Origin of the sequence: Chitinophaga arvensicola (genome assembly GCF_900110835.1) — a bacterium.
Taxonomy (GTDB): domain Bacteria; phylum Bacteroidota; class Bacteroidia; order Chitinophagales; family Chitinophagaceae; genus Chitinophaga; species Chitinophaga arvensicola.
The window spans coordinates 1,083,255-1,097,083 of sequence record NZ_FOJG01000001.1; the positions used below are offsets into that span (position 1 = coordinate 1,083,255).

A 13,829-nucleotide genomic window follows, 5' to 3' on the forward strand; every position below is an offset into this window, starting at 1 on the left:
TGTTTTTGTAAATTAGGGGCTTAAACGGAGAGATATGTCGTCCAGGATAGTAAAGCAGGTAATAGTGATGCGCAAGGACCTGAACATGCGCAAAGGAAAAATGATCGCCCAGGGAGCGCATGCTTCCATCGCCTTTTTAACGAGGCACGCCACCATTGACGGGCATACTTTACAAACCAATTTAAGAAATCCGGAAGAGGTATCTGAATGGATGACGAAGGGATTTACCAAAATCTGTTTGTCGGTAGATTCAGAAGAAGACCTGGAAAGGGTGTACCAGCAGGCGATAGATGATGGGTTGAATGCCACACTGATTACGGATTCGGGGTTAACAGAATTTGGCGGGGTGCCTACTAAAACCTGTTGTGCGATCGGGCCTAATTCCAACGAGGAAATAGACCGGATCACGAAAGATCTGAAGCTGCTTTAGTCTTCGTCTCCTACTACATCGGTTTCAACGACGCGGCCTACCTGTCCGTCTTCCAGTCGTACTTTAATACCACGGGAATGGAATGCGGCAGAGGTCAGCAGATCCTTTACAATGCCGTATGTTTTTTTACCGCTACGTTGATCTTTCTTGAGGATGATGGCCACTTCCAGGCCAGGATATACATCTTTTCTATATTGTCCGTCCATGGGGCAAAGCTACTATTTTTGTTTTTTCCGAGATGCGATTTATAGAAAAAGAAGTGACACCCTTTTGATGCCACTTCTTTTTTATTTAGAGATAAAAATCTGTCGCAGTTGATCTATGAGCATCCCGTTTCCGCTGACGCTGATGTTATTGATTTTTTCTGCGATTTTTTCCACATACTCCATTTCTTTCAGCTTAAACAGCATGGGATTGTCTTCCATGAGTTTAGCGGTATTGAGTAAACTCCTGGTGCTGGCAGTTTCTTCTCTTCGCATAATGATATTGGCCTGTGCTTTCTTTTCGGCTACCAGTACCTGGTTCATGATGTCTTTTACATCACCTGGCAGGATGATATCCCGGATACCGAAGCTGGCCACGCTGATGCCCAAGGCTTCCGTTTTCGCGCTGACTGCTTTCAGGATGTAAGGCGCGATGGCGTCTTTCTTTTCCAGCAGTTCATCGAAATTCAAAGTGGTCACATATTCCCGCAAGGCAAGCTGGAACAGCACGTAGAGCTGTTTTTCGTAGTCCTTATTCTGCAGGAGTGCCTTATTGATATCGGTTACCCGGTACTGTGCCCAGGCATTGATTCTCAATGCGGCCTTGTCTTTGGTCAGGATTTCCTGTCCATTGATTTCGGTCTGCAATTGCCGGGTATCAACTTTACTGATCGCGATAGAGATGTTGTTTCTCCACCAGAAGTAAACGCCGGTGTACAATGTCATGGCGTACTTACCGTCTACCAGCATGATGGCCTGTTCGTAATTTTCCACGTTGAAGGTTCTTACGTAAGGCGCTACCAGCCGGTGGCAGAGGGTAGTGCGATCTATATTTTCGGTGATAGCTATTTTGGAGATATCGGCCCGTACAAATCTGTTATCGATGATATTTTTCCAGAAGGCGTATCTACCGGCGGTTAATACCTGCTTCAGCAATCCATTTTCGTAGTGCAGCACAATTTCTGTTTCTTTTACTTCGATCACCTGCAAAGCGTTGGTGATGTCGGCATCCTGCAGGAGGATGTTCAGTTCGATGGGTGCAACGAATGGTTTGTTGATATCGAAGATGGTAATATCTTCGTTGACCAGCCAGTGGCGGCCTTCCTGGAGCATGCGTTGATAGGCTCCGTTCTTAAAAACCAACCCTCTTTCGTAGGCGTTGATGGTTACTCTTTTCATTTTCTTTCATTTTGGGGTTGTTGATAAAAAAGCCAGGGCTGTTGTCCGGGAGAAGAACACGGAAACGGGACCGGATCTTTGGTGCGTCATCATTCAGGGCGGAAGTACTGGCTGATGCGGACGGTTGATGCGTGTGCCTGTTTTCGGGTGTTGATCTCCCTGCCGGTGTCACCCTTTTGATGACTGGGCTGGGCAATGAAGCCCTGGCTTTGATGGTTGGCTGCTTTCGCAACCGGTGTTTAAAAGGATTTACAGTCCTTGTTTTTTGCTCCTTAAAGCGTGTTGATTGGTCTATTGCTTTACCCAGTAAGCTACCATTTTCAAGAAATGGGAAGGATTCGAACCTTCTATCGATAGATGATCTGTGCGGGAATAGTATTGTTGTGGCAACAGCATACAGGTAGTTACTACGCCTGCACTGCGGAGGTGGTGACCCTCCCGCCTGGTTTGCCTGCAACAGCGGCTATTCCCGTCTTCCTTATTAGGGAAGCTTTTTTAGTAAATGCTTTTCATTTACCTGGTGGATGAAGCAGGATTCGAACCTGCACTGGCGGTGCTTCAAACCGCTGCTCTACCATTGGAGCTATTCATCCGTGTTGTGTGAGTAGCAGGATTCGAACCTGCTAAGCCTGTTAAGGCGATGGTTTTACAGACCATTGCGACACTCCCGCTTCGCCGTACTCACTTTGGGGTTTTCGTTTTTGGGGTTATGATGGGTGCTGACGGGGATCGAACCCTGATCATCCGGTTCACATCCGGGTATTCTGCCATTGAACTATCAGCACCGTATTTAAAAAGTAATCCTGATTGGATTTGAACCAATAACCTTCTGCTCCAAAAACAGACGCACTGCCAATTGTGCTACAGGATTGTTTGTAACCCGGATTGGATTCGAACCAATAACCGGCTGCATATAAGGCAGGTGCTCTAACCATTGAGCTACCGGGTTGTTTTTGTGGTAAGCCTGACTGGATTCGAACCAATAACCTTCTGCTCCAAAAACAGACGCACTACCAGTTATGCTACAGGCTTATGTGCATAAAAAAAGCCGGTCGTTACGAACGACCGGCTTCTACGTATATACATAAGCGTTACTTATGTGCGTTGATAGCTAAGTCGTTGCGAAATATTTTCATAGCGATGCCAAACCGATAACAGCGGTGTGTTATGATCCTGACTAAATCGTATGTACTGTTTCTGTTTTTGCATGCTTATTATTGCGTGATTAATACAATTAAAAAGCCCCGCAATCTCTTGCGGGGCCTACGTTATATCGAATTCGTTATTTCAACTTATTCAACCGGATAACATGCCCCGCTACTGGTAAAGTCTGTCGGCAGACTTCCCTGTTGTTTGCATTGTATGTGAAAAATTGAGCGGTACATGTTTCTTGTTTTTTTGTTGATGCAAAGGTGGGAATATTTTTTTAATATCTCCAAATATTTTTCAAATTTATTTTTTAGCTAGATAAATGAATGTGTTTTGTATTTGCAAAGTGTTATTCAAATGTGAATACCTTTTTCGTTACAAATTCCTGCAAAAAGCTTTTTGCATAAGTGCTACATAAAGGACTGCATCAATACTGCATTAACTGTAGATTAACATCTTCTACTAAAATTTAAAGGTGTCATTTTAGTATTTTGGATTTTATTAAGTTGCAATCCTAATCATTTTTAGATTTCAACTATCAGTGTATCGGAGGTGTATAACCCATGTAATGATTGAGAAATATAAACAGTAGTATACACGGATGATTAGTATTCATCATACACCATGACTTTTAAATATTCCAAATAATATGAAAAACCGTCTGCTTCACGCCGATGATGATCCTGTTTTTTCTGGCATCGTAAAGAGAATTCTCCACCAGGGAGGCTTTGAAGTGTATAATGCCACTGATGGAGAGCATGCCTGGTCCCTGTTCCGCGAAATGAAATTTCATTATTGCTTACTCGATATTATGATGCCGCGCTTAAATGGCATTGATCTCGGAGAGCGGATCAGGAATGCCAATAGCGATATCCCTATTTTTTATCTGTCGGGTGAAGACCGGGGCATAGTAGAGAAGGATGTTTTCGGAAGAGGTGGCGGCCATGCCTATTTCAACAAAACATTCAAGTTGAGCGAGCTATCGGCCATGCTGCATGAATCCCTCCAGATTAAAGTATATTGATTGCCGGAAATTTTTAAATAAATAACGAACTATGACTATCCTGGAAAACGCTCCTGAAGCTTTTCATATTCTCTATGCCGAGAATGATGAGGTACTTGTTAAAGCGATAAAAAGAGCACTGGAACAGAATGGAAATTTCATTGTGTACTGTGCCTATGATGGCAACGAAGGTTGGGAGCTATATAAAAGAAAATCATACGACCTTTGTTTGCTGGATGTACATATGCCCGGTTTGGATGGCGTGCAGCTTGGCGGAAAAATCCGTGCAGGGAATGATAAGATTCCCATCATCTATCTCTCCGCCGATCTTAAACTGGAAACAAAATTGAAAGGATTTAAGCGAGGGGGCGCTGATGATTATTGTGAAAAGCCTATTCAAACAGAGGTGCTGATTTATAAAATGTATGCGCTCATCAAGCGGTCGAAGGAGCAGAATGCAGTATGGGAGTCTGTTTCCTTCGGCGCATTTACTTACAACAGGAAAAAATATACGTTGTCGTATGGCGGGAAAACATATCAGCTCGGTATTAAAGAAGTAAAGATCATGGATCTGCTCACAGAAAAATTTAATGTAACGATCCCGGCAATAGACCTGCAAACCCTTGTAGGAGGAGAAGGCAGCAAACACTCCCTGAATACGCCTATCGCCAATCTTCGTAAGCATTTTAAGATAAGCCCGGAAGTGAAGCTGGATACCATCCAGTTAACCGGTTATTCCTTGAGAGTACCCACCCATTTAATAAAATATCATTTACACCAGGTTAGCATTCCTTATTGAATATTTTCCTATATTCGGAACCTGTTTAGTAGACCCAATTAGTATCGTTAACCATATTTTATTACTACAAAAATTAACATCATGAAACTCCACAGAACATTACATCATCCTGATGGTGGGCGTTCATTAGCCGAATATGAAATAAGAGATAATAACGTTTTTACTACCATACACCATAACGATGGCCCCGCTCCCCTGCCCTGGTTCGAAGTGCGGGAAAATAAACTGTACCCAACTATGCACCATCCGAAAGGGAGAAGTTCTTTTCATTGGTTCGAGATTAGTGGAAATAGTATTACGCCATCTATACATCATCCGAACGGACGGGATAGCTTAGCATGGTATAAGATTGTATAGCCCTTAAGAAATTGGGTTTATAAGGCAGGCCTGGCGGAGACGCCGGGCTTTTTTATGTATAATACAAGCGCAGCTCCGGGTTACTTGTTTCCTTCCAATAACCGTTCAGGTTAAATAGCACATCGCCCGAAGTGTATTTTACCTTGGAGCCACGCTTGTGTTATAAAGTTATGTTGACTGCTTAAGCATTCAGGAGGTAGCTGGCATCCAATACCTTTAATAACTCATTGTAGAATACAAGAAGATCGGCCCGGTGCTCCGCATGCTCATATTGGGTGTCTTGTGCGGCTAATGTTTCCGACAACCAGAGCCAGAGAATGTTGCGCGCCGTAGCTGGTGGGAATAGCTCGCAGAAGCTGCGTATGGTGAGCATGGGATCTTGTAATTCCTGCTCAGACAGGTGGGTATGGTTAAAAAAGGATGGGGAGTTTTGCATAACAATAGATTTTTTGATTATGCTCAAAGATATATATAAATAGCTTTAAAAGCAAAATATGAATATTTATTAAATGAATAATTAGCTTTGTAATATGCAACTCTATGAATCATAATGAAAAGTATAAATCATAAATTGGAGAAAATATGCTTTTAACGCTGCATTATGAGTGATAAAGTCTTCAATAGAATTAAGGCTGTACTGGCAGAAAAGGGAAAAACAAATAACTGGTTAGCTGAAACATTGAATGTAAACAGAACTTCAGTTTCAAAATGGTGCACGAATAAAATGCAGCCAACGATAGAAACATTGTTTGAAATTGCAGAGGCGCTGGATGTGGAAGCAAGGGAATTACTTGTTGTTAGAAAGAACAAATAATCTTTGTTAGCCTAATTTCCAATGGAATATAACATTCACCTCGATCAGCTTCGCCAGCAAATTCCTATTGGTATTCGTCATGGTTTAACCCTTCTTCAACAAACAGGCGGAGATATAGTACAAGCCAAAGCATTATTTGAGGAAGAAATGACTTTACTGATTGTGAAGAAAGCATCTGTTTCACCAGATGTGGCGAAGGAACATTTGTTGGCTTGCAAGTATGATATAGCCAGTGCGCTTACTCGCATTGATGAAGGTCGCTTTTCCCTCTCAGAGCGGATATTGAAGAAATACAACAAAGAGGAAGCACTTGATCTCATCGTACGTCAAATAGAAATCACAGAAAATATCCAAAGAAAATGCTGGTTGCCGCTGCAAGAGATAACACATGTACCACCTTTAGTATATGGCGTACTGGCCGTACACGACTTTTTAGGATACGAGAGCTGGGAAGGATTTAGTAGTGCGCTTTATTTTTATTCAGATATTATTATTGCACAGTTTGAGGGTGTGGTCAATATGCCGGCTATGGCCGATTGCCTGCGTACTGCAAAAAAGCAAAGCAATGCGATTTATGCAGCGCATAAGGGCAAGGATCCGTCGGTGATGTCTAATTTGATAAATGAGGATGTAGTGTTTTGTGTTCAGGAAAGTTTTTTTGAAAAGAATAGATCGGCTGTTCTGGAGCGATTGCATGACTTAATCGCAAATAATATAACGATGTTTCCTTAGCATTTAAATGTAAACTTGAAGAATCCAGCATTTGAAAATTGCGTCTTGTATTTCTCTGTTAACCTACTCCATCCAATAAGTACCTACTATATTCCTTAAAAATCCAGTATATGCTTTTAATTGTGCAGGCTGACTAAAAGTATAAAATTGATCATGGGTAGTATGAAAACCCATATAGAAAAGCCAGAAACCAAGCGAAAGGTAAGGTACTGCAGCCAGTTCCTCTTTACTAATAGGGCGATATGCGCTCTATCCCTCCAGGAAAGTGCTATTGCTGCGTATGGAAGCTTAAAAATCAGGATCGGGTAACTATAATCTCGAAATAAGATCTATAAAATCATTATGATAAACAAATATAAATATAGAATCCCTAATCCCTTTGCTATTCCCCCCTTTTCTCCCTATTTTTACCCGACATGGCCACGCAACGTCCGGAACAATCTCACCACCAACTGAAGTCATTATTTGACCTGCTATACCTGCGCCTGTGCCGATTTGCAGACGAAATAATCGCCGATTCCGCTGCTGCAGAGGATATTGTCCAGGAAGCCTTCATCAAATTCTGGCAAAAGAATCCGGATGTTAAAGACCTCCCAGCCATCAAAACATTTTTATACGTATTAGTAAAAAACGCATGTCTGAACCATCTTAAACACCAGAAGGTAGTACAGAAATTTGCGCAGACACAAACGCAGGAAGCCGAAGAAGCGGCGGTTCTCAAAGCGGAAGTATGGGGCGAAATCCACCGTGCCATTGCTTCCCTACCCGAAGGGTGCCGGAATGTTTTCAAGCTCAGTTATTTCGAAGGACTCAAAAACCAGGAAATAGCAGATGAACTGAACATTTCCATCAATACGGTAAAAACACAGAAAGCCCGGGCGCTCGAATTATTAAAGCTCCGATTAAAGCCAGAAACCTTCCTGGCACTATGTCTCCTTGTTTCAGAAAAATATTTTTAAGGCTTTCACCCATTTCCCCTGAGTAAGTTGTTTTAAGTATAGTAGCACCATGGAATCATACCACCACCTGTATAACACGTCCCGTTTACTTATCAAGTATTGGGAGAATTCGCTTTCTGAAGAAGAGCAGATAGCGTTAGAGGCATGGATAGCAGAGAATCCTTTGTTATTCGAGGAATTGAGTAAGGAAGAAGTGTTGAAGGTGGAGATGAAGAAAATGGGCGAATATCACCCGCAGCAGGCCTGGGACCGTATTGAAGGCGAATTGATGGTGAAGCGGATGGTTCCCTGGGGGCGTATGGCAGCGGCTATGTTATTGCTGGTATTGGCTATTGGCGCTAAATGGTGGTATACCAGTCATGTAGAGCCACCGATGCCGGAGATTGCGAAGGCGCAGCATACAAAAGGTCAGCCCGTATTGATTATGGGTAATGGTGAGGAAGTGGTGTTACAGGCGAGAGATACTTTGTTGAAAGAACAAGGTGGTGCTACGATCCGGCAGCAGGGCAATAAGCTTGCTTATGGAGATACCACCGGGCCTATGGTGTATAACACGTTACAGATACCGAGAGGTATGAATTATAATCTTACACTGAGCGATGGTACAGAAGTGTGGCTGAATGCGGAATCGTCGTTACGTTTTCCGGTGCATTTCACAGGGAAGGAGCGGAAAGTGTATCTCACGGGAGAAGCTTATTTTTCGGTGGCTACCAATGCAGCAAAGCCTTTCAGCGTGTTTACGGAACAGATGGAGGTGGCGGTATTGGGTACAGAATTTAACGTGATGGCCTATACGAATGAACCGGCGGTACAATTGGCGCTGGTGAGTGGTAGTGTAAAAGTAAAGGCAGGTGGAAAGGAAACCATCCTACAACCGGGATGGGTGGGTATTTGTAGCAAAGAGAACATCACCACACAACAGATGGATATTACCGCCCTGACCGGCTGGAAAAGGGGCATGTTTGTATTCAGAAACGACGACATCACCACTGTCATGCACCAGTTAGAGCGCTGGTACGATGTTACAGCGGTATATCCCAAAGGGAAGCCGGCCAACCAGCATTTCACAGGCGCCATTGTGCGCTATGATAGCATAGAAAAAGTACTGGAAATGTTGAATCAGACGGGAGGAGCCAATTTTAAGTTAAGAGGAAAGCAAATAAACGTGGATTTTTAATCACTAACCAACCAGTGTAGTGTCAGATGAATTACCCGGAACGTTACGGGTATTAGATTGTCATGCTCGCTGAGCCAAAATCTATTGTAGTCAATGAAACGATTGTTCATATTACTGCTGTGTGTGCAGTATATAGGGCCGCTGTGTGCGCAGCCTGTCACGGCCAACCTGCAACAGGTACCCGCAGAGAAAGCATTTGCCGTTATACAGCAACAAACCGGGTACGAATTTTTGTATAATAATGAGCTGGTACAAAAAGCCGGACGTATCAACTTTTCTGTAAAGCAGGCTTCTTTGGAAACCGCTCTGCAACAATGCTTTAGCCAGATTCCTTTTACCTGGAAGATGGTGGACAAAACTATTATTATAACCCCACAACCGGTGGCAACGGCGGCGGCGGAATATACTATCAACGGTAAAGTGCTATCTGCCGATAGCAGGAAACCGCTGGCCGGCGCTACTATCCGGGTAAAAGGCACGGATAAAGGGGCTACTTCAAATGCCAGTGGAGCGTTTTCCATTACTACAGCTATGCAGCATCCGTTGCTGCAGGTATCTTTCCTGGGATATATCAGCAAAGAAGTAAGAGCAGACGATGACCTGGTGATTTACCTGGAAGAAGATAAACAGAAACTGAGTGAAGTAGTGGTGACCACCGGTTACGTAACATTGCCGAAAGAGCGGGCTACTGGCTCGTTTTCACAGGTGGATAAATCGCAGCTCGATAAACGTATCACTACCAATATCATCGATAAACTGGAAGGCCTCAGCACCGGTTTAGCCTTTTCCAGAAGCGTTACTTCCGATAAGCCTAAGTTAAGCCTGCGTGGACGCAGTACCTTGTTTTCTGAAGATCAGCCGCTGATCGTGGTAAACGGATTTCCCATTGAAGGCGATTTAAATACCATCGATCCCGATGATGTGGAGAGTATCACCATCTTGAAAGATGCTGCTGCAGCCTCTATCTGGGGTGTACGTGCTGCCAATGGCGTAATCGTTATTACTACGCGCCAGGGCAAATTCAATCAGCGCCCTACCGTGGAACTGAGATCCAATTTTGTGTTTGGATCAAAACCGGACTACAGCCAGCTGCATTTAATGAGTACCAGTGATTATATAGATGCCCAACAAATCCTGTTCAAGGCAGGTAGGTATAATACCATGTTTTCTCCCAGCAGCCGCCAGCCTATCCCGGAAGCGGTGCAGATCTGGAAAGATGAGAAAGATGGGAAAATTACGTCGGATGTGGCTACACAAAGAATAAATGCGCTTCGTGGCATCGATATCCTCAACGACTATAGCCGTCTATTTACAAGAAATACCTTAACGCAGCAGTACCAGTTGAATGTAAGCGGCGGTAGCGAAAATATGCAGTACTACGTATCTGCGGGGTATGATAAAAACGCGAATTACATGGTGGGCAACAATTATGAGCGCTTCACCCTGAATACCAGCAATACCGTGCGCGTAACCAAAAAAATGGAACTCAGTATCGCAGGGCAGTTAACGCAAGGCAATACCAGCAACCCTTTCGACGTTACCGGCTCCTCCCCCTTTGATATTATCAGCGGCTCCCGCAGCGCCCAGATGGTCAGCAGCCAGATCCCATCTCCCTACACCAGGCTGGTAGATGACAACGGCAACGCACTCACTGTACCCTGGTTTTATAACGACGCATTCAAGCAACAGGGCTATAAACGCGGCTTTGTGAATATGGACTACGCTCCGCTGACAGAGTTCCAGCTGATGAACCGTCAGCTGAAAAGTATGGCCGTTAACGTGAGACTCGGCGTGAATTATGAACTTGCGAAGGGACTGAACCTGGACCTGAAATATAACCTCGAAAAAAATAACGGGTCAGATAGAAATCTCCAGAACCAGAACAGCTTTATGGTTCGGGATAATGTGAACCTCTTCTCTGAAACAATGCCCGATGGAGAACTGGTGCGTCACCTGCCGCTGGGAGATATTCTCACTTTGGCAAAAAATGACCTAACTGCACAAACGTTTCGTGGTCAATTAAACTTCAACCGCAACTGGCAAGGTAAACATATGATTGCCGCTATTGCGGGTGCAGAATCCAGGGAAATTTTGAGAGAAGGAAATACACAGCGGTTGTTCGGATACAACGATCGTACGCTCCAATTTGCGGATGTGGATATGGTCACCCAATTCCCCGACTACTATGGCTTTACCAATTCCATTGGTAGTATGCTGGGCGTAGGTATCCCCGTGAGCTATGTAAAAGACAGGTTCATTTCTTATTTCTCCAATGCGTCTTATACTTATCTAAATCGCTATACTTTATCGGCCAGTGGCCGTGTAGATGGCTCCAATCTCTTTGGAGTGCAACGCAACCGCCGCCTCAATCCATTGTGGTCGGTAGGTGCTGCCTGGCAGGTGCAACGCGAAAGCTTCTTCCACGCCACCTGGGTGGACATGCTGAAACTACGTGCGACCTACGGTTTCAACGGTAACATCAATAAAACAGCCACCGCTTATACAACGGCTAACCTGATGCCTTCCGGCGAAAATGCGACTTCTTTTATTCCTTATGGAAATATTATTAACCCCGCCAATCCTAACCTGCGTTGGGAGAAAGTAGGGCAAATCAATCTGGGCGCCGACTTTGCCCTCTTCCAGGAAAGATTGAACGGATCGATAGAATATTTCAACAAACGCGCACAGGATCTTTTTGGTAATGCCTTCCTGGCGCCTTCTACCGGCTTTAACAGCATCAGCAGCAATATTGCGGCCATGAGAACTAATGGCTGGGAACTGAAGCTGGATTCGCGTAACCTCAGCACAGCGGATTTCAGGTGGAACACCACTTTTATGCTGAGTGTGGCCAAAGATAAAGTTACTAAGTTCTATAACTCCGGTAGCGCATTAAATCCCGGCATGTTCCTGTTATTCGGTGGCCGCGACGACGACGATCGCGCCAACTATCTTCCTGTGGAAGGTTACCCGTTGTTCGGTATCTGGGCTTATCCATGGGGCGGACTGGATGCAAAAGGAAATGCCAATATCATTGGACCGGATGGGAAGTTGATCAGCGACCGGTTTGAGGCAGGCCGGATCTACGACAACATCTACAAAATGAAGTACATGGGCGCCGTAAATCCACCGGTATTCGGTAGCCTGGCCAATACGTTTTCTTACAAGCAACTCAGCTTAACGGTGAATGTCCTGTACAAGTTCGGGCATTATTTCCGTCGCAGTGATCTTGGTTATTATACACTCTTCGCCGCCTACCAACGCGGACCGGATAGTTTCAAAGACCGCTGGAAACAAGCCGGCGATGAAAAGAAAACAGATATCCCGGCATTTACCGGTGTTAGAAACCAGGACCGTGTGAACAACGACTTCTACCAATATTCAGATGTCAACGTGGAAAAGGCGGATCATGTGCGCCTGCAGGATGTATTGCTGAGTTATGATATTACAAAGCAATCTTTTCATAGTCTTCCTGTGAGCCGCATTACTTTATATGCCCAGGCCAGCAACCTCGGTATTATCTGGAGAGCCAACAAATACGGCCTGGATCCCGATTATGCACCACAAACATTTTCGTCGGTAATGCCGCCGGTACGCACCTTGGCCATTGGCGCCAAAGTGGGCTTCTGATCACATCAAATAATCAAGCAATGAAAAAGGGTATATATATAGTATTTGCATTTTTAGTAGCGGGTTTGGCAGGGTGTAAAGATTACCTGGATATACAGCCGAAAGACAAGCTCATTCCCGGTAATGTGGAAGATTTCCGTTTGCTGCTGGATGATCAGTGGACCATGAATAACACCCCTGGTTTGGGAGATGTGATGGCGGATGATCTGTCTTTAACAGACGATGAGTATAACGATGTGCCCCAGGATTACTTTCAACGCGCCTACACATGGAGTAAAGATCTTTTTTCTCCCGAGGAAGAAGTAAATGACTGGAATAAGCCGTACAAGATTATTTTTTATGCCAATACCATCCTCGAAGGACTGGCAGCTAATCCCGCCGGGCTTCCGGAAACCCGCAACCAGATTGAGGGAGAAGCCGACTTTCATCGTGCCTACGCCTACTTTAACCTGTTGAACACCTTTGCGAAGCAATACAATGCCGCTACGGCAGATAAAGACCTGGGTGTACCATTACGCTTAAGTTCAGATATCACTGCAACGGTTACACGTAATAGCGTAAAGGAGGTATACGATCAGGTATTAACAGATCTGAATAATGCCATAAAATTACTGCCGGTAAAAGCCGCCTATAAAACAAGGCCTTCCCGCGCAGCTGCTTATGCCTTGGCTGCCCGCATTTATTTGCAGATGGGGAACTATGACGCAGCACTGGAGCAGTCTACCAATGCGTTATCTCTCCAGAATACCCTGGTAGATTATAATACCGTAGATCCGGGAAATACCCCTTTTGATGCCGTTTTCCCGGTAACCATTGTGAGTAACCCGGAAGTGATTTTCATTTCTTCTACCATGGGAATTTATGCTAAGAACAACTATGTTTCTACTGGTTTTTATCAGATGTATGATGCTCATGACCTGCGCGCACCTTTGTTTTTCAGAGAAGTACCGGATCAGGGTAACTACCAGTATATCGGCTCTTATAACGATGGCGGTCGTACGAATGTACCCTCTCCTTTTTCCGGGTTTACGGTAGCAGAACTATACCTCATCCGCGCAGAATGTTATGCACGCAAAAACGATGCAGGTAAGGCTATGGGTGATCTGAATACCTTGCTGGTAAAGCGCTTTGAGAATAATGAATTTCAGCCGCTTGTTCCTGGCACACCGAAGGAAGCACTGAATATTGTCTTAGCAGAACGGAGAAAGGAACTCGTTTTCAGAAATCTCCGGTTCATGGATCTCAGACGGTTAAATGCAGATCCGGCATATGCAGTAACGTTAACGCGTACTCTCAACGACGAAACATTTACACTACTGCCTGGAGATAACCGTTATGTGTTTCCGATTCCTTATAACGAAATCTCTACCAATCATTTAGAACAGAACCCAAGATAAAAC

The 13,829-nt window shown here is 44.4% G+C and carries 13 protein-coding genes and 6 tRNA genes; 9 read left to right on the forward strand and 10 right to left on the reverse strand.

Features of this window, described 5'->3' with window-relative positions:
* The first annotated feature begins 34 nt into the window (after positions 1–34).
* Positions 35–430, forward strand: coding sequence for an aminoacyl-tRNA hydrolase (pth2, locus tag BMW79_RS04675; RefSeq protein ID WP_089891214.1), 396 nt, complete (start codon positions 35–37; stop codon positions 428–430).
* Here the strand turns inward: pth2 and BMW79_RS04680 are convergent.
* The 8 genes from BMW79_RS04680 to BMW79_RS04715 all read right to left on the reverse strand — a co-directional run bounded on the left by BMW79_RS04680 (position 427) and on the right by BMW79_RS04715 (position 2,844).
* Positions 427–636 carry a YwbE family protein gene (locus tag BMW79_RS04680; RefSeq protein ID WP_089891217.1) on the reverse strand — a complete coding sequence of 70 codons (210 nt, stop codon included), beginning with the start codon at positions 634–636 and terminating at the stop codon, positions 427–429. The two genes, pth2 and BMW79_RS04680, sit on opposite strands and share 4 nt — an antisense overlap.
* 81 nt (positions 637–717) lie before the next feature.
* Positions 718–1,812, reverse strand: a complete 1,095-nt coding sequence (locus BMW79_RS04685; RefSeq protein ID WP_089891220.1) for a slipin family protein — start codon at positions 1,810–1,812, stop codon at positions 718–720.
* Positions 1,813–2,330: 518 nt separating this feature from the next.
* Positions 2,331–2,405 (reverse strand) — tRNA-Phe (locus BMW79_RS04690).
* 6 nt (positions 2,406–2,411) lie between these two features.
* A tRNA-Tyr gene (locus BMW79_RS04695) sits at positions 2,412–2,497 on the reverse strand.
* Between the two features lie 29 nt (positions 2,498–2,526).
* Positions 2,527–2,598 (reverse strand) — tRNA-His (locus tag BMW79_RS04700).
* A 12-nt stretch (positions 2,599–2,610) separates the two neighbouring features.
* A tRNA-Gln gene (locus tag BMW79_RS04705) sits at positions 2,611–2,683 on the reverse strand.
* 5 nt (positions 2,684–2,688) lie between these two features.
* A tRNA-Ile gene (locus tag BMW79_RS04710) sits at positions 2,689–2,761 on the reverse strand.
* Between the two features lie 7 nt (positions 2,762–2,768).
* Positions 2,769–2,844 (reverse strand) — tRNA-Gln (locus BMW79_RS04715).
* 766 nt (positions 2,845–3,610) lie between these two features.
* Here BMW79_RS04715 and BMW79_RS04720 point away from each other — a divergent pair.
* Together BMW79_RS04720 and BMW79_RS04725 are read left to right on the forward strand one after the other, a co-directional pair.
* Entirely contained in the window at positions 3,611–3,985 is a 375-nt protein-coding gene (locus BMW79_RS04720; protein WP_089891222.1) for a response regulator, read from the forward strand.
* Between the two features lie 31 nt (positions 3,986–4,016).
* On the forward strand, positions 4,017–4,763 hold the full coding sequence (locus BMW79_RS04725; RefSeq protein ID WP_089891225.1) for a response regulator transcription factor: 747 nt from the start codon (positions 4,017–4,019) through the stop codon (positions 4,761–4,763).
* A 126-nt stretch (positions 4,764–4,889) separates the two neighbouring features.
* Here the strand turns inward: BMW79_RS04725 and BMW79_RS33805 are convergent, their stop codons facing one another.
* Together BMW79_RS33805 and BMW79_RS04730 are read right to left on the reverse strand one after the other, a co-directional pair.
* Positions 4,890–5,033, reverse strand: a complete 144-nt coding sequence (locus BMW79_RS33805) for a hypothetical protein (protein WP_177192040.1) — start codon at positions 5,031–5,033, stop codon at positions 4,890–4,892.
* A gap of 268 nt (positions 5,034–5,301) precedes the next feature.
* A complete protein-coding gene (locus tag BMW79_RS04730) occupies positions 5,302–5,556 on the reverse strand; it encodes a hypothetical protein (protein WP_089891227.1) in 255 nt (84 codons plus the stop codon).
* A 165-nt stretch (positions 5,557–5,721) separates the two neighbouring features.
* On the opposite strand from BMW79_RS04730, the gene BMW79_RS04735 reads away from it, so the two are divergent.
* The 6 genes from BMW79_RS04735 to BMW79_RS04760 all read left to right on the forward strand — a co-directional run bounded on the left by BMW79_RS04735 (position 5,722) and on the right by BMW79_RS04760 (position 13,826).
* A complete protein-coding gene (locus BMW79_RS04735; protein ID WP_089891230.1) occupies positions 5,722–5,934 on the forward strand; it encodes a helix-turn-helix transcriptional regulator in 213 nt (70 codons plus the stop codon).
* Between the two features lie 21 nt (positions 5,935–5,955).
* Entirely contained in the window at positions 5,956–6,666 is a 711-nt protein-coding gene (locus BMW79_RS04740; protein ID WP_089891233.1) for a hypothetical protein, read from the forward strand.
* 416 nt (positions 6,667–7,082) lie between these two features.
* The gene (locus BMW79_RS04745) at positions 7,083–7,625 is read left to right on the forward strand and encodes an RNA polymerase sigma-70 factor (protein WP_089891236.1); all 543 of its coding nucleotides are present in this window, start codon (positions 7,083–7,085) and stop codon (positions 7,623–7,625) included.
* A gap of 49 nt (positions 7,626–7,674) precedes the next feature.
* A complete protein-coding gene (locus tag BMW79_RS04750) occupies positions 7,675–8,802 on the forward strand; it encodes a FecR family protein (RefSeq protein ID WP_089891239.1) in 1,128 nt (375 codons plus the stop codon).
* Between the two features lie 93 nt (positions 8,803–8,895).
* Positions 8,896–12,429 carry a SusC/RagA family TonB-linked outer membrane protein gene (locus BMW79_RS04755; protein WP_089891241.1) on the forward strand — a complete coding sequence of 1,178 codons (3,534 nt, stop codon included), beginning with the start codon at positions 8,896–8,898 and terminating at the stop codon, positions 12,427–12,429.
* Between the two features lie 20 nt (positions 12,430–12,449).
* Positions 12,450–13,826, forward strand: a complete 1,377-nt coding sequence (locus tag BMW79_RS04760; protein ID WP_089891243.1) for a RagB/SusD family nutrient uptake outer membrane protein — start codon at positions 12,450–12,452, stop codon at positions 13,824–13,826.
* Positions 13,827–13,829 lie beyond the last annotated feature (3 nt).

Bases quoted from the DNA above. Each gene is read 5' to 3' on its own strand.
- BMW79_RS04730 (WP_089891227.1), bottom strand. From the start codon at position 5,556: ATGCAAAACTCCCCATCCTTTTTTAACCATACCCACCTGTCTGAGCAG.
- BMW79_RS04685 (WP_089891220.1), bottom strand. From the start codon at position 1,812: ATGAAAAGAGTAACCATCAACGCCTACGAAAGAGGGTTGGTTTTTAAG.
- BMW79_RS04750 (WP_089891239.1), top strand. From the start codon at position 7,675: ATGGAATCATACCACCACCTGTATAACACGTCCCGTTTACTTATCAAG.
- BMW79_RS04745 (WP_089891236.1), top strand. From the start codon at position 7,083: ATGGCCACGCAACGTCCGGAACAATCTCACCACCAACTGAAGTCATTA.
- BMW79_RS04755 (WP_089891241.1), top strand. From the start codon at position 8,896: ATGAAACGATTGTTCATATTACTGCTGTGTGTGCAGTATATAGGGCCG.
- BMW79_RS04735 (WP_089891230.1), top strand. From the start codon at position 5,722: ATGAGTGATAAAGTCTTCAATAGAATTAAGGCTGTACTGGCAGAAAAG.
- BMW79_RS04720 (WP_089891222.1), top strand. From the start codon at position 3,611: ATGAAAAACCGTCTGCTTCACGCCGATGATGATCCTGTTTTTTCTGGC.
- BMW79_RS33805 (WP_177192040.1), bottom strand. From the start codon at position 5,033: ATGAAAAGAACTTCTCCCTTTCGGATGGTGCATAGTTGGGTACAGTTT.
- BMW79_RS04740 (WP_089891233.1), top strand. From the start codon at position 5,956: ATGGAATATAACATTCACCTCGATCAGCTTCGCCAGCAAATTCCTATT.
- pth2 (WP_089891214.1), top strand. From the start codon at position 35: ATGTCGTCCAGGATAGTAAAGCAGGTAATAGTGATGCGCAAGGACCTG.
- BMW79_RS04725 (WP_089891225.1), top strand. From the start codon at position 4,017: ATGACTATCCTGGAAAACGCTCCTGAAGCTTTTCATATTCTCTATGCC.
- BMW79_RS04680 (WP_089891217.1), bottom strand. From the start codon at position 636: ATGGACGGACAATATAGAAAAGATGTATATCCTGGCCTGGAAGTGGCC.
- BMW79_RS04760 (WP_089891243.1), top strand. From the start codon at position 12,450: ATGAAAAAGGGTATATATATAGTATTTGCATTTTTAGTAGCGGGTTTG.